The following is a 21507-nucleotide window of genomic DNA, read 5'->3' as shown; positions in this document are numbered from 1 at the left end:
TACCCGATCAGCCGCGCTCGAGCGGTGCGGTGCGGGCCTCGAGCCAGGCCAGGGCGTCCCCTTCGAGCTTGGGGGCGAGGCGTGCGCGCACCTCGGCGTGGTAGGCGTCGAGCCAGTCCGCCTCGGCGGGGTCGAGCAGGGCGACGTCGATGGGCCGGGTGTCGATGGGGCACAGGGTCAGCGTCTCGAAGCGCAGGAAGTCGCCGAACTCGCTCTCACCGGCGGGACGGTTGGCGGCCAGGTTCTCGATGCGGATGCCCCACCGGCCGGGGCGATACACGCCGGGCTCGATGGAGGTGATCATCCCCGGCTGCATGGCGGTATGCGGCGCCGGCGGGGCGTACCAGGCGATCACCTGGGGCCCCTCGTGGACGTTGAGGAAGTAGCCGACGCCGTGGCCGGTGCCGTGGCCGTAGTCGCGGCCGCTGGCCCACAGCGGCGCCCGGGCGATGGCGTCCAGCTGCGGCGAGGGAATGCCGCGCGGGAAGTGCGCCCGGGACAGGGCGATGGTGCCCTTGAGCACCCGGGTGTAGTCCTCGCGATGGGCGTCGGTGATGGTGCCCACCGGCACCACCCGGGTGATGTCGGTGGTGCCGCCGTGATACTGGCCGCCGGAGTCGATCAGCAGCAGGCCATCGCCCGCGATGGTCGCGTGGGCCTCGGGGGTGGCGTGGTAGTGGGGCAGGGCGCCGTTGGCGTTGTAGGCGGCGATGGTGCCGAAGCTGCGGCTGACGAAGCCGGGGCGGCGGGCACGGGCGGCGGTGAGCGTCTCGTCCACGGTCAGCTCGCTGACCGTCTCGCCGCGTTCGAGCGCGGCCTCGAGCCAGGCGAAGAACTCGCACAGGGCGGCGCCGTCCTCCTCCATGACCTCGCGCACCTGGGCCAGGTCGGCCTCGCTCTTGCGGCCCTTGGCCAGGGTGCTGGGCTGGAAGGCCTCGACCAGGGTCACGCCCTCGGGCAGCGCCTGGCGGCTGCCCAGGGTCAGCCTGGCCGGGTCGAGCAGTACCCGGGCATCAACCGGCAGCTGGCCCAGGTGGGTCGCCCAGTCGGCGTAGTCGGCCACCGCGATGCCGTCGGCGGCCAGCGCCGCGGCGAGCCCGTCGCCGAGCTTGCCCGGGGCGACGAACAGGGTGGCCGTCTCGTGGCCCACCAGCAGGTGGGCGAGGAACACCGGGTTGAAGTCGACGTCGGCGCCGCGCAGTTGGGTCAGCCAGGCGATGTCGTCCAGGGTCGAGATCGGGTGCCAGTCGGCGCCGTGTTCGGCCATGGCCGCGCGCACCCGGGCCAGGCGCTCCGCGCGGGACTCGTCCAGGTAGGCCGCCGGATGGGCGTAGAGCGGCGCCTCGGGCAGCGCCGGGCGCGCCGGCCAGATGGCCTCGAGCAGGTCCAGATCGCCGCGCAGGCGGATGCCCGCCGGGGCCAGGTGGGCCTCCAGCCGGCGCGCGCTGGCCAGCGACACCACGTCGGCATCGAAGCCCAGGGTGGCGCCCTCGTCGAGCCGCTCGGCGAGCCAGCGCATCGGCGCGTCGGCCTGGCCGGGCTGGAGCTTCATCAGCGCGATGCCGCTGCCGGCCAGCTGTTCCTCGGCCTGCACCCAGTAGCGGCTGTCGACCCACAGGCCGGCGGCGTCCCGGGTGACCACCAGGGTGCCTACCGAGCCGTCGAAGCCCGATAGCCAGGCCCGACCGGCCCAGTGCGCCGGCAGGTACTCGGAGTTATGCGGATCCGAGGAGGGCAGCCACCAGGCGTCGATGGCGTGCTCGCGCATGGTGTCGCGCAGGGCGGCGAGGCGTTGGCGCGCGGTGTCGGCACTGGAAGAGGTCATGCTCAGGCTCCTTGCTGATAGGTGGCGTCGGCGCCCGCGCGATGGGCGGCCGAGGGGGCGATGAGGCGATGGTGTCCGAGCATGCGCTTGAACACCGGTACGAGCAACAGCAGCACCACGGCGAAGATCACCAGGGCGATGGCGGAGCGGCCGAACAGCTCAGGCAGCTGCTGGACCTCCTCGGGATTGACGTGGCCGCCGATCAGGCCCGCGACCAGGTTGCCGAGCGCCGAGCCGGTGAACCACAGGCCCATCAGCTGGCCTTGGGTGCGCCACGACGCATTAGTTGGCGTTTACGGCTGATTATATGTTGTTTCATCTAGTCCTTTTTCTGTCTGGTGCGGCTCAGATGGGCGATTCTATGGTGTTTTGTTAGGCGGCGAAATACGACGGAAGCGGCAGGAGGCGTCTTCGAAGGGGCGGGGGTAAGTGGTTTTCGGGGAAGGAGAATGACTTTTATCAACAAAAGGCTAATTTGAGCCGTTTGAAGCGCTGCCTATAGTGATTTGACGCGCCGTTTGAGTGCCGCATCTGGAAGGAAGTCCGCTGCCATGCCTGCCACCCATCACGTCGAGCGTCAGCCCTCGCGAGTGCATGTCACCGAGGTAGGACCTCGTGATGGCCTCCAGAATGAATCCGTCATCCTGTCCACCGCGGAAAAGCTCGAGCTGATCCATGCCCTGGTGGCCGCGGGCGTCAACGCCTTCGAGATTACTTCCTTCGTCAGTCCCAAGGCCGTGCCGGCGCTGGCCGATGCCGTCGATCTGGTGACCGCGCTGCGCGGGCTTGACGGCGTGCATCTTTCTGCCCTGGTGCCCAATCACCGCGGTGCCGAACGGGCTTTGGAAGCGGGCATCGATGCCGTCGTGATGTTCGTCTCCGCTTCGGAAACCCACAATGCCAAGAACGTGAACCGCTCGGTGGAGGACTCCCTGGCGGGGTTCGAGGACGCGGCGAGAGTGCTGGAAGGCAGTGGGGTCGAGCTGCGAGGAGCGGTTGCCACCAGCTTCGGTTGCCCCTTCGAAGGCGACATCGAGGTGGCATCCGTGGGACGGATTGCCCGGCACTTCTCCGAGCTTGGCGTGCGACACCTCTCGCTCGGTGATACCACCGGCATGGCCACGCCGCCGCTGGTCTCCGAGCGCATTCGGCACCTGCGCGAGGTGGCCCCGCCGATCGTCCCTACCCTGCATTTCCACAACACCCGCGGCATCGGGCTGGCCAATGTCATGCAGGGGCTTGCCCTCGGCGTGGATCGCTACGAGAGCTCCATTGGCGGCCTCGGCGGCTGCCCCTTCGCGCCCGGTGCCTCGGGCAACATCGCCAGTGAGGACCTCGTCTACCTGCTCGACGAGATGAGCATCGACACGGGGATCGATCTCGCGGGCATGATCGGTGCCGCGCAGATCGCCACGCGGTTGATGGGGCGCGACCTGCCGGGACAGGTTTCCAAGGCCGGACCACGTCTTGCGCTCAGCGACTGTTCCGCCGTACCCACCGCACGAGGATGAGCATGCTCGATATGGCGTCTTCTTCGGGTTCCCTGCAGGGCATCCGTGTCATCGACCTGACCCGAGTGATCTCCGGCCCCTTCTGCACCCAGATACTGGGCGATCACGGCGCCGAGGTGATCAAGGTCGAGCCTCCGGGACGCGGCGATATCGTGCGTTCCCAGGGCAACATGGTGAATGGCTTCAGTTGGTACTTCGCCCAGTTCAATCGCAACAAGCGCTCCCTGACTCTCGATCTTCGTCAGGAGGAGGGCAAGGCGATCCTGGGCCGGCTTCTGGAAGGTGCCGATGTTCTGGTGGAGAACTTTCGTCCGGGCGTGATGGCCAGGATGGGCTTCAGCGACGAGGTACTGCGTGAGCGTTTCCCGCACCTGGTGGTGGGACGTATCAATGGCTTCGGTTCCAGCGGTCCGTACCGTGACCGGCCCGCCTACGACTTCATCGCCCAGGCGATGAGCGGTTTCATGGGCGTGAACGGCCGCGAGAGTGGCGAGCCCATGCGGGCCGCGCCGCCGATCAGCGACATGGTCGCCAGCCAGAACCTGGCCTTCGGCATCAGCGCGGCGCTGGTACGCCGCGAGCGTACCGGCCAGGGCGATATCGTCGAGACCGCGCTGACCAACGGCCTGATCAGCATGATGGGGTACCTGGCAGCGGAATACTTCGCCACCGGCGAGGTGCCCAAGCGTACCGGCAACGATCATCCCATGCTCTATCCCTATGGCCTGTTCCAGGCCAGCGACGGTGAGGTCGCCATCGCGCCGAGCAACGACATCATGGTCGAGCGCTTTCTCGGTGCCCTGGACATGCTGGAGCTGCTGAAAGACGAGCGCTTTGGCGACAACCGTCGTCGCATGGATAACCGCGAGGCGCTGCGCGAGATCCTCAACCGGGAGATCGAACGGCGAAGCGTGGCGGAGTGGTTCGACCATTTCAATGAGGCCGGCGTGCCCTGTGGCCGGGTTCAAGACCTGCAGGAGACCTTCGAGGATCCTCAGGTTCGCGAGCAGCAGATGATGCTCGAGCTCGACCAGGGGGGCTATGGCAAGGTGCCGACCACCGGCTTCCCGGTGAAGATGTCCGAGGCTCCGGCAGCGATACATCATCCGGTGCCCGAGCTGGGAGAGCATACCGAGGAAATCCTCGCCGAGCTGGGCCTGGCGGACGCCGACTACGGCGCGTTGCGGGAGAAGGGCGTCATCTGAGCATGTCTCCCCCACGGGGAGAGTGACAACAACAAGGACGAGGAGCCACGACATGCCGATCACTTCCATGACACCACGCCGCCTGATGGCGTCCACGTTGCTGGGGCTGGGTCTGACCGCCGGTCTGCCCGGTCAGGCACTCGCCATCGCCGAGTGCATCGCCCCGGCCGATCCCGGCGGCGGCTGGGACTTCACCTGTCGCTCGGTAGGCAAGCTGCTTCGGGAACTGGATCTGGTCGATGGCAACGTCCAGGTGACCAACATGCCGGGCGGCGTGGGCGCCGTGGCGTTTTCCAACGTGGCCGGCAAGCGGGCCGATGACGGCGATCTGATCGTGGCGACCAGTACGGTGGGGATGACCCAGATTGCCCAGGGACGTTATCCGGGGGATGCCGACACCATGCGCTGGCTGGCGATGCTCGGTACCGATGTGGGCGTCATCCTGGTCGATGCCGACAGCCCCTACGAGACGCTTGACCAGCTGCTCGAGGCGATCGTCGCCGACCCCACCTCGGTGGTGATGTCCGGCTCCAGCGGTGCCGGTGGATGGGACCATATTCGCGCGTTGATGCTGGCCAAGGCCGCGGGGCTGTCGAGCGATGGTATCTCGTCGCTGCGCTGGGTGCAGTTCGATGGCGGTGGCCCGGCCGTGACCCAGATGATGGGGGGCCATGTGGATGCGGTATCCACCGACCTGGGCGAGATCGCCGGCTTCATCGAATCCGGCGATGTGCGAGCGCTGGCGGTGCTCTCCCAAGAGCCGTTGCCCGAGCCCTTCGACGAACTGCCGACGGCCGTCTCGCAGGGTTATGAGGTGACCGGCTACAACTGGCGAGGCTTCTATACCGGTGGTGAGGTATCGGATGAGGATTACGCCGCCATGGTCGATACCCTCGAGACCCTCTACGACAGCGACGAATGGGAAGAGGTCGCGGCGCAGAACGGCCTGGTGCCGCTGTGGCGGGGCGGGGAGTCGTTCAACGATTTCGTGCGTGAGTCGATCGATGACGTCGAGGCCATTTCCCGCGAAATCGGTGTCATGCAGTGAGCGATGCTCCGCAGGTCAGTCATGCCGCCCTCGGTGACCGGATCGCCGGGGCGGTGTTGGCGATATTGGCGCTGGGGGCATGGTGGCATTCTCATACCTTCGTCACCGGTTTCATGCAGCCGGTGGGGCCGGGGGTCTTCCCCCGGCTCGTCAGCCTGCCGCTGGGCGTCCTGTCGCTGTACCTGATCGCGCGCCCCGGTATCAATCAGCGCTGGCCGCAGAAGGTGGCGCTTTGTCGTCAGCTCGGCCTGTTGCTTCTGCTGGGCTGCTATGCGGTGGTGCTCGAGCCGCTGGGCTTCGTTCCGTCGACGCTCGTGGCCACCGTGCTGCTGATGCGCCTGTTCGGCGCCCAGTGGCGTCAGGCACTGCCGTACGGTGTGCTGCTGGGCCTGGCGCTCTTTGCCCTGTTCGAGTTCGCCCTGGGCATCCCTTTGCCCGACATGCCCGGCGGGAGCGGTTAGCGACGCCATGGAAATCCTCGACTTCCTTGCACACGGGTTTGCGGTCGCCCTGCAGCCTCAGCATCTTCTGCTGGCACTGATCGGCTGCACCGTCGGTACCCTGGTCGGCGCCCTGCCGGGACTCGGCCCGGTCAACGGCGTGGCCTTGATGATTCCGCTGGCGTTCAATTTCGGGCTGGCGCCCACCGCGGCGCTGATCCTGCTGGTCAGCGTCTATTACGGCTGCATGTACGGCGGCCGGATCAGCTCCATCGTGCTCAACATTCCCGGTGACGAGCCGGCGATGATGACGACCCTCGACGGCTACCCGATGGCGCGTGCCGGGCGAGGCGGCGAGGCGCTGGGGCTTTCCGCCGTGGCCTCCTTCGCCGGAGCGACCATCGCCACCATCGGCCTGACCCTCTTCGCGCCGCTGCTGGTAAAGGTGGCCATTCGTTTCGGGCCCGCGGAGTACTTCGCCCTGTTCATGCTGGCCTTTGCCACCATCGGGGGGGTGACGTCCGGCAGCTTCACCAAGAGTTTTATCGCCGCCTGCCTGGGATTACTGCTGGGCACGGTGGGGATCGATCCCGTCAGCAGCGTGGCGCGCTACACCTTCGGCTGGTACGAGCTTTATGACGGCATCGATTATCTCGTGGCGTTGATCGGGCTCTTCGCGGTTTCCGAGTGTCTGCTGTTTCTCGAGCGTGATCAGCGGCAGATCACCGCGCCGATGCGGCTCGGCTCTGCCGTGCCGGGGATGTGGCGCTCGAGGAACTGTGCCTCGACCATCGGCCGCGGCTCCGTGATCGGCTTCATCGCCGGAGTGCTGCCCGGAGCGGGTGCTTCACTCGGCAGCTTCCTCTCCTATTCGCTGGAGAAGCGTCGCTGGGGCGATGAGGGCGACTTCGGTCGTGGAGATCCTCGCGGCGTAGCGGCGCCGGAGGCGGGCAACAATGCCGCCGCCGGCGGAGCGCTGATCCCCATGCTGTCGCTGGGCATTCCGGGCAGCGGCACGACCGCGATCCTGCTGGCATTGCTGCTGTCGATGAATATCACGCCCGGGCCGCTGCTGTTCGAGCAGCAGCCGGACATGGTCTGGGGGCTGGTGGCGGCGCTGTTCATCGGTAACGTCATGCTGCTGGTGCTGAACATCCCGCTGGTGGGGCTGTTCGCCAAGGTGCTGCAGGCGCCGTCCTGGTTCCTGATGCCGATGGTGGTGCTGGTGGCCTTCGTGGGGATCTACTCACTCAACAACAGCCCCTTCGATCTCTACATGATGCTGGCCTTCGGCGTGCTCGGTTACGTGTTGCGAAAGCTCGAGATTCCGACCGTGCCGGTGGTGCTCGGGCTGCTGCTGGGCGGGCAGATGGAGTTCAACCTGAGACGGGCGATGTCGATCACCGGGGGCGACTGGAGCATCCTCTGGAGCAGCGGGATCTCGATCAGCATCTATGTCTTTGCCGCGACCCTGCTATGCGCCGGGCTAATCTACGCGCTGCTGGTCAAGCGTCGGCTGGCCTGACGGAAACCGGGAAGCCGCTCCAGCGGCTTGGGCGTCTTGCCTCTCGGTGCCAGAATAGAGGCCTCAAGGAGGAACGCCCATGACGCAGATGACCTGGGAGCGGCTGCTCGACCCGGCCCGGCTCCACGACCGGCGCGGCACGCCCCGCGACGAGATCGGCCGCAGCCCCTTCCACAAGGACCACGACCGCATCGTCTTCGCCGGTTCCTTTCGCCGCCTGGGCCGCAAGACCCAGGTGCATCCCCTCACCGACAACGACCATATCCACACCCGCTTGACCCACTCCCTGGAGGTGGGCTGCGTGGGCCGCTCGCTGGGCATGAGCGTCGGCGAGGAGCTGCGTCAGCGGCTGCCGGCCTGGATCACCCCGGCGGATCTCGGCGTGATCGTCCAGGCCGCCTGCCTGGGGCACGATATCGGCAATCCGCCCTTCGGCCATGCCGGCGAGTACGCCATCCGCGACTGGTTTACCCGGGCCGAGGGCGACGGCAGCGGCCTGCTCGACGGCCTCTCCGACGCCGAGCGGGCCGACCTGCGCACCTACGAGGGCAATGCCCAGGGCTTTCGCATCGTCACCCAGATCGAGTACAACCAGTTTCGCGGCGGCATGCGCCTGACCGCCGCGACGCTCGGTACCCTGCTCAAGTACCCCTGGACGGTGGAGCACGGCGGCAGTGCCGGCAAGTTCGGCTGCTACCAGAGCGAGGCGCCGCTGCTGGCCGAGGTGGCGGGTCGCCTGGGCCTGCTGCCCCAGGGCGACAGCCGCTGGTGCCGCCACCCCCTGGCCTGGCTGGTGGAGGCCGCCGACGACATCTGCTATGCCCTGCTGGACCTGGAGGATGGCCTGGAGATGGGCATCCTGGGCTTCGACGAGGTGGCCGAGGTGCTGATCCAGATCGCCGGCGGCGAACCGCCGGACTACCCGATCATGCAGCAGCAGGGCGTCTCCCAGCGCCGGCGGGTCGCCGCCCTGCGCGGGGCGGCCATGGAGCGTGCGGTCACCGACGTCAGCCAGGTGTTCGTGCAGCACGAGGGCGAGCTGCTCGGCGGGCGCCTCGACAACGACCTGCTGGAGCTCTGCCACCCGGACCTGGACTGGGGGGTGAAGGCCGCCAAGCAGCTGGCCCGCGAGCGCATCTTCCGCAACGAGCGCAAGGCCAAGCTGGAGATCGGCGCCTACACCACCCTGGGGATCCTGCTCGAGGCCTTCATCGGCGCCGCCCATGAACTGCACCACTCCGGCGCCTCGACCTTCAAGCACCAGCGGGTGCTGGCGCTGATCGGCGAGAACACCCCGCGGCCCTCCTGGTCGCTCTACGACAGCTACCGGCGCATGCTCGACTTCATCGGCGGCATGACCGACCACTATGCGGTGGACCTGGCCCAGGAGATGGGCGGGCGGCTCAAGGCCGACTAGCGCGGCGTCAGGCGGTGAGCTGCAGGGGCGGCTCCCCGTCGGGATCGCGGTCGTCGTCGCCGAGGCCCAGCGCGCGCTGGATGGCGGCGCCGATGCGCCGGCTGCTGTCGCGGATGCCCTGGTTGCCGAACAGCCGGTTGAACTCGAAGACGTAGGGGTGGCCGTCGAGCATGGCGATATCGAAGCCGGCATGGTCGATGTCGAGCGCCCGGGCCAGCCGCCGGGCCAGCGCGATGGCCGCCTCGGGAATGGCCGCGTGGCAGACCCGGCCGCCCTGGCTGACGTTGGCCCGGTAGCCGTCGAGGGGCGTGATGCGCCAGTAGGCGGCGATCACCTCACCGCCGACCAGCACGATGCGCAGGTCGCGGTCGATGGGCAGCCGCTGCTGGGCATAGAGCACCGTCTCCGCCGTCACGTGCTCGAGCAGCGCGTCCCGGGAGGCGATCAGGCTCACGCCCTCGCCCATGGCGCTCTTGATGCGCTTGGCGATGAAGGGATAGCCGAAGCGGGCCTCGACACGATCGAGGGAGGCCCGGGAGGTGCCGAGGATCTCGGTGGGCGGCACGTGTTCCGGGCACAGCGCCAGGAAGGCACGGGTCTGCTCGACCTTGTTGTGGCCCAGGTGGTAGCTGGCGAGGCTCGGGAAGATCCGCTTGCCGAGCCCGTAGACCAGGCTGTTGACCTGCCAGTACGCGGGGAACAGCAGCCAGTCGGCCTGGCGGATCTCCTCGAGATGATCGTACATGCGCTCGGGCTTGATATAGCGCACTCCCGGGATGCCGAGGGTGCGAAAAACGTCGAACGTGATGAGTTTCATGGTTGTGAACAGGCCATCTCCAGAGAAGCGCGCGGATTATTGTCCGCCTTCCCGCCCCTGGCAAGCGTTATCGTCGCCCCGGGGGCGCGGCATCCTGCTGGCGCTGCTGCTGGGTGGGCTCGCCGCGATCGGCGGCCTGGCCCGGGCCGAGGTGCCGGCCCTCGCGGCCGAGGGCGTCGATCACTACACCCTGGCCCTGACCTGGCACCCCGGCTTCTGCGCCACTCGCTCGCGGCCGCCTCGGGAGTGTCGCGAGCCGTCGCTGCGCCGGGGCGCGGAGGACGGCTTCGTGCTGCATGGGCTCTGGCCCTCGCTGCCGGCGCGCCTGCGTGCGCAAGGCGTGGCGCGGCGGCGCTGGTGGCGGGAGGGCTGCTTCCTCGAGCGGCCGCGGCCGGAGGGCGGCTTCTGCCGGGCCCATCCGCCGCTGGCGCTGCCCGAGCCCCAGGAGCACGCGCTCGACCGGGCGATGCCCGGCCGCGCCGGCTGTCTCGACCGCTACCAGTACGCCAAGCATGCCGCCTGCCTGGGCATCGCCGCCGAAGACCTCTTCGCCACGGCGCTGGCCATGGTGGCGGCGATCAATGCCAGTGCCTTCGCCGACTTCGTCGGCCTGCATCGGGGCGGTGAGGTGAGGCGCAACGAGCTGATCGGCGCCTTCGAGGCCGCCTTCGGCGAGGGCACGGGCCGGGCGTTGCGCCTGGTGTGCCGGGGGCGTGGCAGCCGGATATTGACCGAGGTGCGCATCGGCATCGATGCCGAGGCCCTGGCGCGCTTTCCCGAGGCCGGGAGCCTGGTGCGGCAGGATCGGGGCCGCTGCGCGGCGCGGGTGCGGGTCGCGGCCTTCGACTGAGGCTAGGCCGGGAGGCCGCGGGCCGCGTGGCGGTGCAGGGCGCCGATCACCGCATCATGGGTGGCAGCGTCGCGCTCGCCGAGCCGGACACCGGCCAGCCGGTCCGCCAGGGCCTCGCCGCTGACCACCAGCAGGTCCCCCGCGGCATCGGCCTCCTCGATCCGCCAGCCCGGCAGCGCCAGGATCCCCTGCACCGGCACCGCCCGGCCCACCTCCCTCTCCAGCCAGACGCTCAGCCAGCGCACGGCGCGGCGGGTCTCGCGCAGCGGGCGTCGCTCGGCCCAGCCGGGGAAGCGCAGCCGTTCGCGCTCCACGGTGACCCGGTTGTCCTCCTCGCCGGACGGCGTCACGGCCGGCGTGCGGGCGCGGGTCTCGATGACGAAGACGCCGTGGGGCGTCACCGCCACATGGTCCAGAGTGTCGTCGCCGCCGGGCATGTCATGGAAGACCACGTAGGGGTGGGACTCGGGGCGGATCATCCGCTCGAGCTCCTGGCCCACCGCCAGCTCGCAGGCCAGCCCCAGCTTGAGGCGCCGGATGCGCTGGAAGTCGCGGATCAGCCGGAAGCAGAACACCAGCACCAGCGCCGTGGACAGTGCCCCATGGAAGGCCCACTCGAGCCAGTTCTGCTCGCTGGCGAACAGCATGCGGCCCATGCCGTAGACCAGCGGCGCCAGGGTGACGATGGGCCCCAGGGCGCCATTCAGGAACAGCCCGGCGAAGGCCCGGTCGAGGCGGTCGCGCAGCGATTGCCCGGGTTCGCGCAGCGGATGGGCGTCGAAGGGGGAGCTCACGCGGGCGTCGTGGAGATTGCGCAGCGCCACCACGATCACCGCGCATGCCGCCAGGGGAAACAGGAAGATCAGGGGGAGCAGGTATTCCAGCCAGGCCATCGGGTATCCTTGCCCGTGGGGTATCCGACCCATTCTAGACAACCTTGCCCCCCGAGGGCCATGCTCGGTTCGTGCGGAGTGCGGAGTGCGGAGTGCGGAGTGCGGAGTGCGGAGTGCGGAGTGCGGAGTGCGGAGTGCGGAGTGCGAGGAGTGAGGCGATATGAGACCGATCCGGTGAGCGAGGATTCCGGCCTGGCCCGGCTGGCGGACTTCGTGGCGCATACCCCGCGGCTCGCCGTGCTCAGCGGGGCGGGCATCAGTACCGCCAGCGGCATCCCCGACTATCGCGACGACCACGGCGACTGGAAGCGCTCGCCGCCCATGCGGCACCAGGTGTTCATGGCCAGCCACGCCGCCCGACAGCGCTACTGGGCGCGGGCGCTGATCGGCTTCCGGACCCTGCAGCAGGCCGAGCCCAATGCCGCCCACCGGGCCCTGGTCCGGCTCGAGGCGGCGGGACGCGTGGCCGGGGTGATCACCCAGAACGTCGACGGCCTGCACCGACGGGCCGGCTCACGGCGGGTGATCGACCTGCACGGCCGCGCCGATCGGGTACGTTGCATGGGCTGCGGGGCGAGTCGCATGCGCCATGCCCTGCACGCCGAGCTGGCCGAGCGCAATCCCGGCTGGCTCGATACCGGCGCCCGGGCGGGGCCGGATGGCGATGCCGACCTCGAGGCCGATTTCGCCGCCTTCCGGGTGCCGGCCTGCACGCGCTGCGGCGACGGCATCTGGAAGCCCGACGTGGTGTTCTTCGGCGACAGCGTGCCCAGGGCCAGGGTGGCCGAGGCCTTCGCCCTGCTGGAGGAGGCCGAGGGCCTGCTGGTGGTGGGCTCGTCGCTGATGGTCTATTCCGGCTTCCGCTTCGCCCGCGAGGCCGCCCGGGCCGGCAAGCCGCTGGCCTGCCTCAACCTGGGCCGCACCCGCGCCGACGACCTCTATACGCTCAAGGTGGCCGCCAGCGCCGAGGCGGGACTGGCGGCGCTGGTCGAGAGGCTGGAGGAGGGCCCTAGCCGCTGGCCAGCTTGAACCGTTAACGAACTCGCATTATTTGTTCGCATGATCACACCACGCGCTGAAATGTCGGGAGGTGTCCTGGTTTTCGAGAGCCGCGTAATACACCACTCGCAGATGCCGTACGTCATCGGCGATCAGCATGATGTGGTCGAACTCGACGCCACCCACGCCGGGGATGTTGAGCCTGCGGCGTCCCTGGCAGGGTGCGTTCACGTCGTGTCGTTGCCACCAGCGGTGGAAATCTGTCGATACCTGGTCGAGGTGCTTGACCAGTGAGGCGAAGGTGGGGTCGTCGTCGGCCCTTGCATAGTCTCGACGAAAGCTCGAAAGGATCGCCGGCGCCTGATGCTCCCAATCATCAATGGTCTCGCGAAGCTCTAAATCGGTGAACAGCATCCAGAGTAGATTCCTTTCACTCTCCGGCAGGCGCGAGAAGTGGAAGATACGATCTGCGACGGTGTTCCAGGCCAGTACATCCCAGCGCAGATTCAGCACGTAGCAGGGGCGTTCCGACAAGTCGTCCAACAGGCGCCTGACCATGGCGGGCACTTCGCACCATGTTTGGCCGGGTTCGACAGGCGGGCGGTCTTGCGTCAGTAGGAAAAGATGCCGCCGCTCGGCTGCGTCAAGCCTGAGCGTTCGCGACAGGTTGTCGAGGAATTCTGCCGATACTCCGATGTCACGTCCCTGTTCCAGCCAGGTGTACCAGGTCACTCCAACACCTGCCAGCGCCGCGACCTCCTCGCGTCGTAGACCTGGCGTGCGACGGCGTCGACCGGGCGGCAAACCGACGTCCTGTGGCTTGAGCCGTTCGCGGCGTGTGCGAAGAAAAGCCTCGAGATCGTTGCGAGTGCGCTTCAGCGTTCGGCTTTCTCCCATGCTATGCCTCCGTGTAATAGCATAAATGAATAAATTGTAACCCCTTTTTGCCCTGTGCAAGCTGCATGGCGTTCGCCATACGCGGACCTCGATATGTACCGGTCAAAAAGGAGTCATTTGATGCATCCCCACTCTCAAGCCACCCCTTGGTTACTCGCCGTAGGGGCCTTCGCGCTCGGCATGGCTTCATACATCACCGCTGGGCTCATTCCCTTGATCGAGACTGAGCTTTCCGTGTCTGTCTCGCTGGCCGCCCAGCTCGTCACGGCTTTCACCCTCGCTTATGGGATCGGCTCCCCTCTTCTGGTCGCAATGTTGCCTTCCGACTGTCAGCGTGCTGGACTGCTGGCGGCTCTGGGGCTTTTCGTCGTTGCCAACGCGGCCAGCGCTCTTGCTGGGAGCATGTACCTGCTGATGGGGCTGCGCGTGCTGGCCGGGTTTGCGGCTGGAACCTTTCTGGCGGTTGGGATCGCCGCTGCAGTTGAAGTCTCGACGGAAAAGCGTCGTGGTAAGTCCATTTCTCTCATCATGGGCGGCATGGCAAGTGGCACCGTACTGGGAGTGCCGGTCGGGTTGATACTCGCTCAGCAGTGGGGGTGGCAGGTTGCCTTCTGGCTGATTGCCGTAATTGGACTGGTCGCGTTACTGGGCCTCGTCTGGCGCCTGCCCGACCTGCCGTCTGCCACGCCATCTCCCCTCAGTGAACGACTGCAAATGTTGAGCGATATGCGTGTCCTTAGGCTGCTGCTGGTCTCGCTGTTCGCCGCCATTGCCAGCCTAGGGCTATATACATTCTTCGCTCCGCTACTGGATAGCTATGACGTAACGACGCTGACGCCATTCCTGTGGGTCTGGGGCGTCGGAGGTATGGTAGGGAGCCTTCTAATCGGTGTGCTGGTCGACCGCTGCTCGGGGCCGAGATTGACGCTCGGTATCATGTTGCTGCTGGGAGCGAGCCTGTTGGCGCTGCCTGTCGTGATGGCCTGGTCACCATGGAGTGGTCTCTTGCCCATCGCCCTGTGGGGCGCGGTCGGGTGGGCATTGCAGGTCCCGCAGAACGACGAGTTGATGAAGGCCCGTCGTCATCGCGGTGACGGCAATTTAGCCGTTGCTTTGAACGAATCGGCGCTCTATCTGGGGAGTGCGATCGGTGCCTTGATAGGCGGAGTTGCGCTCTCGGGTGGGCTAGCGGCGCCTTGGCTGGCCGTAGGGGCGGGGAGTGTGGCACTGATTGGCGCGATGTTACAGATCGATAACTTGCCGCTGGGCATGCGCACTCTAAGTCACAAGTAGCACGTTGACGAGAGCGTGGCGCATCGTGCCGCAGGATCGGAGCCCGGGCCGATGCGTCACGTCGTGAGGTGATCAGCCGCCGGCCAGCTTGACCTTGAAGCCTCGCTGCTCGAGTTCGGCCTTGAGCACCTCGCGCTGGTCGCCCTGAATCTCGATCACGCCCTCCTTGAGGGCGCCGCCGGTGCCGCAGCGCTTCTTGAGCGCCTTGGCCAGGGCCTTGAGCTCGTCGGCCTTGAGCGGCACGCCCTCGACCAGGGTCACGCCCTTGCCCTTGCGCCCCTTGGTCTCGCGGCGCAGCCGCACGATGCCGTCGAGGCTCGCCAGGCGATCCTCCTCGGCGGCCTCGGCGCAGCGGCAGTCGGCGAGCGGTTGACGACACTCGGGGCAGAGTTCGCCGTGCTCGGTGGAATAGACCAGGCCGCGCAGCTGGTCCTGCAGGGTTGCCATGGGGCCTCCTGGGCATGATGTATATGGCGGTAATGATACCGTGGCTGTTCATCGTTCAGCATCCCCGCACCCTGTTGGAAAACGCAAGCCGATGGCGAGCGCTTCAGGTCGCGTCGGCGGTCGCCAGGGACGCGGCCAGGTCGGCGATCACCGCCGGCAGTTCGCCGGCGTGGCGGATGGCGATGGCGCCCTCGGGGGTGGTCTCCTCGTCGGGGAAGTGGTTGAGGTGCACCACCTGCATGCCGGCGGCGAGGCCGGCGGCCACGCCCACGGCGGCGTCGTCGATCACCACGCAGCGCTCGGGCGGATAGCCCATCGCCTCGGCGGCCTTGAGATAGAGCGCCGGGTCGGGCTTCCACACGCCCAGGGTGTAGGCGCTGAACAGCCGCTCGCCGAAGTGGTGGGCCAGGCCGGTGCTGTCCATGGCGCAGCGGATCTTGCGCTCGGGGCCGTTGGAGACCACCGCCCGGGGGTAGGCGGCCAGGGCCTCGAGGGCCGCCGGCATGCCGTCGATCGCCTCGAGCTCCTCGCGCATGCGTTCCTCCATGCGCGCGCGCATGGCATCTTCCATGGCCTGGCCGCGGGCCTCGTCGAGGGCGCCGTGGCGCGTCTCCAGCCGACGGACGATGGCCAGGAAGCGCACGCCGCGGAACTCCTCCATGTACTGGCGGGCGGTGAACGGCAGGCCATAGCGCGGCAGCGTCTCCGCCATCACCTGGGCGAGCAGGATCTCGCTGTCGACCAGGGTGCCGTCGGAGTCGAAGAGCAGGCAGAGGGAAGATGTCATGCGGACCTCGCGTGGGCAGGGGCGTGGGCGGTCGAGCGACGTGCCGGCGTCCACTCTATCAGGGATCGATAATGACCAGGGTCATGCACGGCGCTCGGCCCATGCCTGCTCGTTGACCAGGCTGATCGGCCGCTCGCCGCGGAGTGCCAAGTGGATGTTGTCCACCGCGCGCTGGGCCATGGCGGTGCGAGTCTCGTGCGTCGCCGAGCCGATATGCGGCAGGGCCACGACATTGGCCATGTGCGGCAGCGGCGAGTCCGCCGGCAGCGGCTCCTGCGCGAAGACGTCGAGGCCGGCGGCGTGGATCCGGCCCTGCTCCAGGGCCTCGATCAGCGCGGCCTCGTCGACCACCCTGCCCCGGGAGACGTTGACGAAGATGCTCGAGGGGCGCATCAGGCCGAACTCGCGCGCGCCGATCAGCCGCTCGGTCTGGGCACTGAGCGGCACCGTGACGCAGACGAAGTCGGCCTCGCCGAGCAGTGCATCGAGCGTGCAGCGCCGCGCCCCCAGCTCCTCATCGAGCGCCGGCTTGGGCGAGGCGTTCGAGTAGCGCACGTGCATGCCGAAGCCCAGCGCGCCGCGCCGCGCGATGGCGGCGCCGATGCGGCCCATGCCGACCATGCCCAGCGTCTTGCCGTGGACGTCGCTGCCGAACTGCGCCTCGCCGATGCTCGCGCGCCAGTCCCCTCGCGTGACGAAGTCGGCGAGTTCCACGGCGCGGCGCGCGGCGCTCATGATCAGCAGGAAAGCGGTGTCGGCGGTGGTCTCGGTGAGCACGTCCGGGGTGTTGCACAGCAGGATGCCACGCCGGGTCAGCTCGTCCACCGGATAGTGGTCGACGCCCACCGAGACGCTGGCGATGGCCTCCAGGCGGGGCGCCGCGTCGAGCAGTTCGGGGGTGATGCGCCGGCTGGCACCGACCAGGCCATGGGCCTCGCGCAGGGCGGCGCGAAAGGCCGGGTCGTCGAGATCCTCGAGATGCTCGAAGACGTCGACATGGAAATCGCGCTGCAGCTGCGCGAGCTGATCGTCGTGGAGGCGACGATAGACGACGATGCGCTTGGTCATGGGAGCTCCTCAATCCGGTGCGGGGAGAGCGGCTTCGAGCTCGTCGAGGCGCGCACGGCTGGGCAGGCCCTCCATGTCGCCGAGCACCTGCACGGCCAGGGCGCCGATCAGGTTGCCGCGGTGGAGCGCCTCGCGCGGCGAGCGGCCGTCGAGCAGGGCGCTGACCACGCCGACCGCGAAGCCGTCGCCGGCACCCACGGTGTCGACGACCTCGCGCACCGCGATGCCGGGCACGGTGAAGCTCGTTGGCTGGCCGTCGAGGCCGCCGCGGTAGTAGCTGCCCTCCGGTCCCAGCTTGATGATCACCGCCTTGGCGCCGTGGTCGAGGTAGAAGCCGGCGATGTCATGGGGCGTCTCCAGGCCGGTCAGGCGGCGCCCCTCGGCGAGCCCCGGCAGCACCCAGTCGGCGCAACCGGCCATGGCGTTGAGGGTGTCGCACATCTCGGCCTCGCTGGCCCACAGGCCGGGGCGCAGGTTGGGGTCGAAGGAGATGCTGGCGCCGGCGCGGCGGGCCTGGTCGAGCATGTGCCAGGACAGCTCGCGGCAGCTCGCCGAGACCGCCGGCGGGATGCCGGTGGCGTGCAGGTGACGCGCCGCGGCGAAGTCCACCGTGGCGGCGTCGTCCGGCGACAGGCGGCTGGCGGCGCTGCCGCGGCGGAAGTACTCGACGTGGGGGTCGGCCCCGCCCTCGGCGCGCTCCTTGAACACCAGGCCGGTGGAGGCGGACGGATCGCTGACCAGGTGGCGACAGTCCAGGCCCTCGGCCTCAAGGGCAACGCGGAGGTAGCGGCCGAAGCCGTCGTCGCCGACCCGGCTCAGCCAGCCGACGCAAAAGCCCAGGCGGGCCAGGCCGATGGCCACGTTGGTGTCGGCGCCGGCGATGCGGCGCTGGAAGCGCTCGGCAGCGGCCAGGTCGCCGGAGGCCTCGGCGACAAACAGGGTCATGGCCTCGCCGAAGGCGAGGATCTCGGGAGAGGGCGTGGAGGCAGGCATGGTGGCGTCTCCGTTCGGTTCAGCGTGTGTGAGGGGTAGCGCGTGCGCGGTCGCTTGAGCTGCTCGCGGGGGAAGGCGGCCGGGTCGGGGGCCAGCAGCGGGGACGCGATGGCCCGCGGTGCCCCGGACGGGAATCGCCCCATCAGCGCGCGCCGGGCGTCGGTGGCAGGTTGTCTGGGAACGTTACCATCGCAGGGCGAGAGGGGCTGGGCGAGGCATCGGTCACGGTAGCTCCTTGAGGGGTGAGGAATCAGCGACGGGTCGAGCCGCGGGCGATGAGCTCGGCCGGGTAGTGAATGTGCCGCGGCGGCGCCGGCCGTTCGCGCTCCCTCCGGCGCTGCAGCAGGCTGTCCACCGCCGTCCGGCCGATGTCCTCGGTGGGCTGGGCGAGGGTGGTGATACCGGGGGCGACCAGGTTGCACCAGTCGAGCTCGTCGATGCCCATCAGGCCGGTCTCGCCCAGGGTGACGTCGAGGGCCTGCAGCGCCCGGGTCACCGCCAGGGTGACGTTGCCGTTGGCGCACAGCAGCGCCCGGGGAGCTCCTGCCGGGGCGTCCAGGAATTCGGCGATGGCGCGCCTGAGCGCCGGGGCATTGTCATCGAGCGCCAGGCAGCACGCTTCGCCGCCCAGGCCGCGGGCGGCGAGCTGCTCGCGGAAGCGCGCCAGGCGGGCCTGGCGCGAGCTGGCCTCGGCCGGCGGTTCGCTGACGTAGAGCAGTTCGCCATAGCCCTGGGTCTGCAGGTGGTCGAGGGCGGTATCGATGGCGCGGGCGTTGTCGAGCCCTACCACGTCGGCATCGACGTCGCCCAGCGCGCGGTCGAGCAGCACCAGCGGAGTGCCCTGGGCGGCCAGGGCCTCGAGCTCCCGGCTGGGCCGGCCGGCGGCGTTGATGACCAGCCCCTCCACCTGGTAACCGGCGAGCAGGGCCAGGTGCTCGCGTTCCAGGGCCGGATCATTGTCGGTGTTGCAGACCATCAGCGAGAGGCCCTGCTCCCGACAGGCCTGTTCCATCCCGTGCATCACCGCAATCGAGAAGGGGTTGCGGATGTCCGCCACCAGCATGCCGATCAGGCGCGAGCGGCCGCCCTTGAGCCCTCGGGCCATCTGGTTCGGGCGATAGCCCAGGCGCGTGGCGCTGGCCGCGATGCGTCGCTGCATGTCTCGCGACAGGCGTTCCCGTTCGCCGCCGAAATAGCGGGAGACGCTGGTCTTGGAGACGCCAGCGTCACGGGCGACTTCCAGGAGGGTGGCGCGTTGGGCGTTCTCGGGCATCGGCGGTGCGGTCTGAAATGGGAACGTTACCATCGTAGGCGCGGAGAGTGTCGGTCGGCAAGCCGTCGGGGCTAGACAAAGGTCGGGGGGGGCTCAGCGGGCCCCGACTCGCGGGCGCCGACATGGCTCGGGCGCTCCCCGACGGCGCCTTGGCGCCTGAGAGCCGGATCGTCGGTAGTGGGCCAGAAGCGGTGGCCATCAGGCCTGGGAAGCCGCCAGGTGGCGAGTGCTCTCCAGTTGGCCGATCACCCTGGGCAGCTGGAACATGCTGGTGATGGTCAGGGCGCCTTCGGGGGTTTCCTCGGCGTCGGGGAAGCGGTTGAGGTGGATCACCGTCATGCCGGCGGCCAGGGCGGCCTTGACCCCGACGAGGGCGTCGTCGATGGCCACGCAGTCCTCGGGGGCATAGCCCATCATCGCGGCGGCATGGCGGAACAGGCGGGGGTCGGGTTTCCAGCACTGGGCCTCGTAGGCGCTGAACAGGTGGTCGCCGAAGACGGCTTCCAGCCGGGTCGCCATCAGGGAGGTGCGGATCTTGTTCACCGGGCCGTTGGAGACCACGCCCATGGGGTGGCCGGTGAGGCTGGCCAGGGCCTCGGTGGCGCCGGTGATGGGCTTGAGGTCGGTCGCCAGGCGCCGGTTGAGGTTGGCGCGCATGTCGCGCTCCAGGACCTCGAGCCGCAGGGGATCCACCGTGCCGTGGCGGCGTTCCAGCTCGGCGACGATATGGCGGAAGCGGGCGCCGCGGAACTCTCCGATGTAATCGCTGGCCTGGAAGGGCAGGCCCACGGCGGTGAGGCTCGTCTCCATCTCGTCGGCCAGCAGGGGTTCACTGTCGACCAGGGTGCCGTCGCAATCGAAGAGCAGGCAGAGAGGGCGTGCCATCATCAGACCTCGCAGGTATGTCAGGAAGTTATGCACGCTATTGTGTCATATCGGCAGCGCTCATCATTCATTAAAGCCCAGTTTCCCTATTTTGTGAACACTGTTTTCAAAGTTGCAAGCCCCGTCTCCTGTGGGCGACGGATTCAGCCGGAAGTGAACAGCAGGGACAGCACGCCGGCCAGGTAGCAGCCGGCGATGGCCAGGCTCTCGAAGCCGATGCGGCCCGGCCCCAGGCGCTCGCGGTGGATCATCCCGACCATCAGGATGGCGGTCATCAGCAGCGACAGCGCGACCCACAGCGCCACCGGGTCGGGGATGGCGTGATAGATCGACCCGCCCCGATAGGCGACGTCCGAGGCGGCCACGAAGAGGGTGTCGAAGGCGTTGCCACCGATGATGCCGGCCACGGCCAGGGTCAGGGCGCCCCGTCGCACCGCCGCCACCGAGGTGACCAGCTCCGGCAGCGAGGTCACCACCGCGGTCATCAGCGCGCCCACCACCGACTGGCCGAGGCCGGTCTCGGCGGCGATCACCGAGGCGGCGCGCTCGAGCAGCCAGCCGCTCGCCCCCAGCGCCATGGCCAGGCCCAGGAAGCTCAGCCACAGGCCCGGGGCCGAGCGGTTCATGGCCTGCTCGTCGGGGATGTCGGGCTGTGTCTCGCGGGTCTGGGCCGGGCGCCACATGGGCCTTTCCTTGGTGCGATCCGCGAGGCGCAGCCCGAACAGGTAGATCAGCAACAGTAGCGGGGTCACCGGATGAACCTGCCACAGGGTCCACTCGGGAGCGAAGCGACCCACCAGCACCAGCGACAGCAGGCACAGCAGCAGCCCTCCCTGCATCAGGTTGCCGACGGAGGCGGCGGCATGTTCCAGGTTGGCCCGCCGATGGACCAGGTCGGCGATGGTCAGGAACAGGGTCTGCACGGCGATGCCGCCCAGGGCATTGCTCATGGCCAGGGTCGGGCGGTCGGCCAGCGCCGCGGACACCGACAGCACCAGCCCCGACAGCGAGGTGGCCATGCCCAGCAGCACGGCGCCGGCGATGGCCTCGCCGAGCCCGGTGCGGTCGGCCAGGTCGTCGACGATATGGGCCAGCCGGGTGCCCGCCACGCCGATCACCAGGGTGCAACCGACAAACAGCGCGGCGGCGGTGCCGAGGGCGAGGTCCGTCAGCAAGGGCAAGCCCCCGTCGAGCGGAAGGGGCGGGGCGCGAGTCGCCCCGCACGTGCCGGCCGGGCGCTGGGGATATCGGGCATGTCGGCTCCTGCTGAGGGGCGCTGGGCGATGATGGCGGCGCCCTGCCATGATATTCAGGGAGGGGCGGCACTGATCCGC

The 21507-nt window shown here is 68.6% G+C and carries 21 protein-coding genes; 9 read left to right on the top strand and 12 right to left on the bottom strand.

Annotated features, from left to right (window positions below):
• Positions 1-7 precede the first annotated feature (7 nt).
• Complete coding sequence (locus QWY76_RS07175; protein WP_290310432.1) at positions 8-1825, bottom strand: aminopeptidase P family protein; 1818 nt, start codon at positions 1823-1825, stop codon at positions 8-10.
• A 2-nt stretch (positions 1826-1827) separates the two neighbouring features.
• On the bottom strand, positions 1828-2079 hold the full coding sequence (locus tag QWY76_RS07170) for a hypothetical protein (RefSeq protein WP_290310431.1): 252 nt from the start codon (positions 2077-2079) through the stop codon (positions 1828-1830).
• Between the two features lie 297 nt (positions 2080-2376).
• Here QWY76_RS07170 and QWY76_RS07165 point away from each other — a divergent pair, with 297 nt between their 5' ends.
• From QWY76_RS07165 to QWY76_RS07140, 6 genes are all read left to right on the top strand, one after another.
• The gene (locus QWY76_RS07165) at positions 2377-3336 is read left to right on the top strand and encodes a hydroxymethylglutaryl-CoA lyase (protein ID WP_290310430.1); all 960 of its coding nucleotides are present in this window, start codon (positions 2377-2379) and stop codon (positions 3334-3336) included.
• A 2-nt stretch (positions 3337-3338) separates the two neighbouring features.
• Positions 3339-4541: a CaiB/BaiF CoA transferase family protein gene (locus tag QWY76_RS07160; RefSeq protein WP_290310429.1), complete on the top strand. Its 1203-nt coding sequence runs from the start codon at positions 3339-3341 to the stop codon at positions 4539-4541.
• Positions 4542-4593: 52 nt separating this feature from the next.
• Positions 4594-5589 carry a Bug family tripartite tricarboxylate transporter substrate binding protein gene (locus QWY76_RS07155; RefSeq protein ID WP_290310428.1) on the top strand — a complete coding sequence of 332 codons (996 nt, stop codon included), beginning with the start codon at positions 4594-4596 and terminating at the stop codon, positions 5587-5589.
• Positions 5586-6050 carry a tripartite tricarboxylate transporter TctB family protein gene (locus QWY76_RS07150; RefSeq protein ID WP_290310427.1) on the top strand — a complete coding sequence of 155 codons (465 nt, stop codon included), beginning with the start codon at positions 5586-5588 and terminating at the stop codon, positions 6048-6050. Before QWY76_RS07155 ends, QWY76_RS07150 begins: the two co-directional genes overlap by 4 nt.
• 7 nt (positions 6051-6057) lie before the next feature.
• Positions 6058-7554 (top strand): tripartite tricarboxylate transporter permease, encoded by a 1497-nt coding sequence (locus QWY76_RS07145; protein WP_290310426.1) that lies wholly within the window; start codon positions 6058-6060, stop codon positions 7552-7554.
• Positions 7555-7633: 79 nt separating this feature from the next.
• The gene (locus tag QWY76_RS07140) at positions 7634-8971 is read left to right on the top strand and encodes a deoxyguanosinetriphosphate triphosphohydrolase (protein WP_290310425.1); all 1338 of its coding nucleotides are present in this window, start codon (positions 7634-7636) and stop codon (positions 8969-8971) included.
• Between the two features lie 7 nt (positions 8972-8978).
• Here QWY76_RS07140 and QWY76_RS07135 read toward each other — a convergent pair whose 3' ends face one another.
• Positions 8979-9788 carry an ATP-grasp domain-containing protein gene (locus QWY76_RS07135; protein WP_290310424.1) on the bottom strand — a complete coding sequence of 270 codons (810 nt, stop codon included), beginning with the start codon at positions 9786-9788 and terminating at the stop codon, positions 8979-8981.
• On the opposite strand from QWY76_RS07135, the gene QWY76_RS07130 reads away from it, so the two are divergent.
• On the top strand, positions 9778-10638 hold the full coding sequence (locus QWY76_RS07130) for a ribonuclease T2 family protein (protein ID WP_290310423.1): 861 nt from the start codon (positions 9778-9780) through the stop codon (positions 10636-10638). The genes QWY76_RS07135 and QWY76_RS07130 overlap by 11 nt on opposite strands.
• Before the next feature lie 2 nt (positions 10639-10640).
• Here the strand turns inward: QWY76_RS07130 and QWY76_RS07125 are convergent, their stop codons facing one another.
• On the bottom strand, positions 10641-11531 hold the full coding sequence (locus tag QWY76_RS07125; RefSeq protein ID WP_290310422.1) for a nuclease-related domain-containing protein: 891 nt from the start codon (positions 11529-11531) through the stop codon (positions 10641-10643).
• 174 nt (positions 11532-11705) lie between these two features.
• Between QWY76_RS07125 and QWY76_RS07120 the strand changes: the two genes are divergently transcribed.
• Positions 11706-12560, top strand: coding sequence for an NAD-dependent protein deacetylase (locus QWY76_RS07120; RefSeq protein ID WP_290310421.1), 855 nt, complete (start codon positions 11706-11708; stop codon positions 12558-12560).
• Positions 12561-12578: 18 nt separating this feature from the next.
• Here QWY76_RS07120 and QWY76_RS07115 read toward each other — a convergent pair whose 3' ends face one another.
• Positions 12579-13427, bottom strand: coding sequence for a helix-turn-helix transcriptional regulator (locus QWY76_RS07115; protein ID WP_290310420.1), 849 nt, complete (start codon positions 13425-13427; stop codon positions 12579-12581).
• Positions 13428-13547: 120 nt separating this feature from the next.
• Between QWY76_RS07115 and QWY76_RS07110 the strand changes: the two genes are divergently transcribed.
• On the top strand, positions 13548-14720 hold the full coding sequence (locus QWY76_RS07110; RefSeq protein ID WP_290310419.1) for an MFS transporter: 1173 nt from the start codon (positions 13548-13550) through the stop codon (positions 14718-14720).
• Between the two features lie 72 nt (positions 14721-14792).
• On the opposite strand, the gene QWY76_RS07105 is transcribed toward QWY76_RS07110, so the two are convergent.
• From QWY76_RS07105 to QWY76_RS07075, 7 genes are all read right to left on the bottom strand, one after another.
• The gene (locus QWY76_RS07105) at positions 14793-15167 is read right to left on the bottom strand and encodes a translation initiation factor Sui1 (RefSeq protein WP_290310418.1); all 375 of its coding nucleotides are present in this window, start codon (positions 15165-15167) and stop codon (positions 14793-14795) included.
• Positions 15168-15270: 103 nt separating this feature from the next.
• Positions 15271-15954: an HAD-IA family hydrolase gene (locus QWY76_RS07100; protein WP_290310417.1), complete on the bottom strand. Its 684-nt coding sequence runs from the start codon at positions 15952-15954 to the stop codon at positions 15271-15273.
• Between the two features lie 81 nt (positions 15955-16035).
• A complete protein-coding gene (locus QWY76_RS07095) occupies positions 16036-17022 on the bottom strand; it encodes a 2-hydroxyacid dehydrogenase (protein ID WP_290310416.1) in 987 nt (328 codons plus the stop codon).
• Between the two features lie 9 nt (positions 17023-17031).
• Positions 17032-18015, bottom strand: a complete 984-nt coding sequence (locus QWY76_RS07090; RefSeq protein WP_290310415.1) for a sugar kinase — start codon at positions 18013-18015, stop codon at positions 17032-17034.
• A 250-nt stretch (positions 18016-18265) separates the two neighbouring features.
• A complete protein-coding gene (locus QWY76_RS07085) occupies positions 18266-19288 on the bottom strand; it encodes a LacI family DNA-binding transcriptional regulator (protein WP_290310414.1) in 1023 nt (340 codons plus the stop codon).
• A gap of 198 nt (positions 19289-19486) precedes the next feature.
• Complete coding sequence (locus QWY76_RS07080; protein WP_290310784.1) at positions 19487-20173, bottom strand: HAD-IA family hydrolase; 687 nt, start codon at positions 20171-20173, stop codon at positions 19487-19489.
• Between the two features lie 143 nt (positions 20174-20316).
• Positions 20317-21348 (bottom strand): sodium:calcium antiporter, encoded by a 1032-nt coding sequence (locus QWY76_RS07075; protein ID WP_290310413.1) that lies wholly within the window; start codon positions 21346-21348, stop codon positions 20317-20319.
• Positions 21349-21507: the final 159 nt, after the last annotated feature.

This window comes from Halomonas maura (genome assembly GCF_030409305.1).
Lineage (GTDB): Bacteria > Pseudomonadota > Gammaproteobacteria > Pseudomonadales > Halomonadaceae > Halomonas > Halomonas maura.
This window is presented reverse-complemented; position numbering and strand designations above follow the sequence as displayed.

Bases quoted from the DNA above. Each gene is read 5' to 3' on its own strand.
- QWY76_RS07110 (WP_290310419.1), top strand. From the start codon at position 13,548: ATGCATCCCCACTCTCAAGCCACCCCTTGGTTACTCGCCGTAGGGGCC.
- QWY76_RS07175 (WP_290310432.1), bottom strand. From the start codon at position 1,825: ATGACCTCTTCCAGTGCCGACACCGCGCGCCAACGCCTCGCCGCCCTG.
- QWY76_RS07100 (WP_290310417.1), bottom strand. From the start codon at position 15,954: ATGACATCTTCCCTCTGCCTGCTCTTCGACTCCGACGGCACCCTGGTC.
- QWY76_RS07170 (WP_290310431.1), bottom strand. From the start codon at position 2,079: ATGGGCCTGTGGTTCACCGGCTCGGCGCTCGGCAACCTGGTCGCGGGC.
- QWY76_RS07125 (WP_290310422.1), bottom strand. From the start codon at position 11,531: ATGGCCTGGCTGGAATACCTGCTCCCCCTGATCTTCCTGTTTCCCCTG.
- QWY76_RS07165 (WP_290310430.1), top strand. From the start codon at position 2,377: ATGCCTGCCACCCATCACGTCGAGCGTCAGCCCTCGCGAGTGCATGTC.
- QWY76_RS07155 (WP_290310428.1), top strand. From the start codon at position 4,594: ATGCCGATCACTTCCATGACACCACGCCGCCTGATGGCGTCCACGTTG.
- QWY76_RS07095 (WP_290310416.1), bottom strand. From the start codon at position 17,022: ATGACCAAGCGCATCGTCGTCTATCGTCGCCTCCACGACGATCAGCTC.
- QWY76_RS07090 (WP_290310415.1), bottom strand. From the start codon at position 18,015: ATGCCTGCCTCCACGCCCTCTCCCGAGATCCTCGCCTTCGGCGAGGCC.
- QWY76_RS07135 (WP_290310424.1), bottom strand. From the start codon at position 9,788: ATGAAACTCATCACGTTCGACGTTTTTCGCACCCTCGGCATCCCGGGA.
- QWY76_RS07130 (WP_290310423.1), top strand. From the start codon at position 9,778: ATGAGTTTCATGGTTGTGAACAGGCCATCTCCAGAGAAGCGCGCGGAT.
- QWY76_RS07105 (WP_290310418.1), bottom strand. From the start codon at position 15,167: ATGGCAACCCTGCAGGACCAGCTGCGCGGCCTGGTCTATTCCACCGAG.
- QWY76_RS07115 (WP_290310420.1), bottom strand. From the start codon at position 13,427: ATGGGAGAAAGCCGAACGCTGAAGCGCACTCGCAACGATCTCGAGGCT.
- QWY76_RS07140 (WP_290310425.1), top strand. From the start codon at position 7,634: ATGACGCAGATGACCTGGGAGCGGCTGCTCGACCCGGCCCGGCTCCAC.
- QWY76_RS07145 (WP_290310426.1), top strand. From the start codon at position 6,058: ATGGAAATCCTCGACTTCCTTGCACACGGGTTTGCGGTCGCCCTGCAG.
- QWY76_RS07085 (WP_290310414.1), bottom strand. From the start codon at position 19,288: ATGCCCGAGAACGCCCAACGCGCCACCCTCCTGGAAGTCGCCCGTGAC.
- QWY76_RS07080 (WP_290310784.1), bottom strand. From the start codon at position 20,173: ATGGCACGCCCTCTCTGCCTGCTCTTCGATTGCGACGGCACCCTGGTC.
- QWY76_RS07160 (WP_290310429.1), top strand. From the start codon at position 3,339: ATGCTCGATATGGCGTCTTCTTCGGGTTCCCTGCAGGGCATCCGTGTC.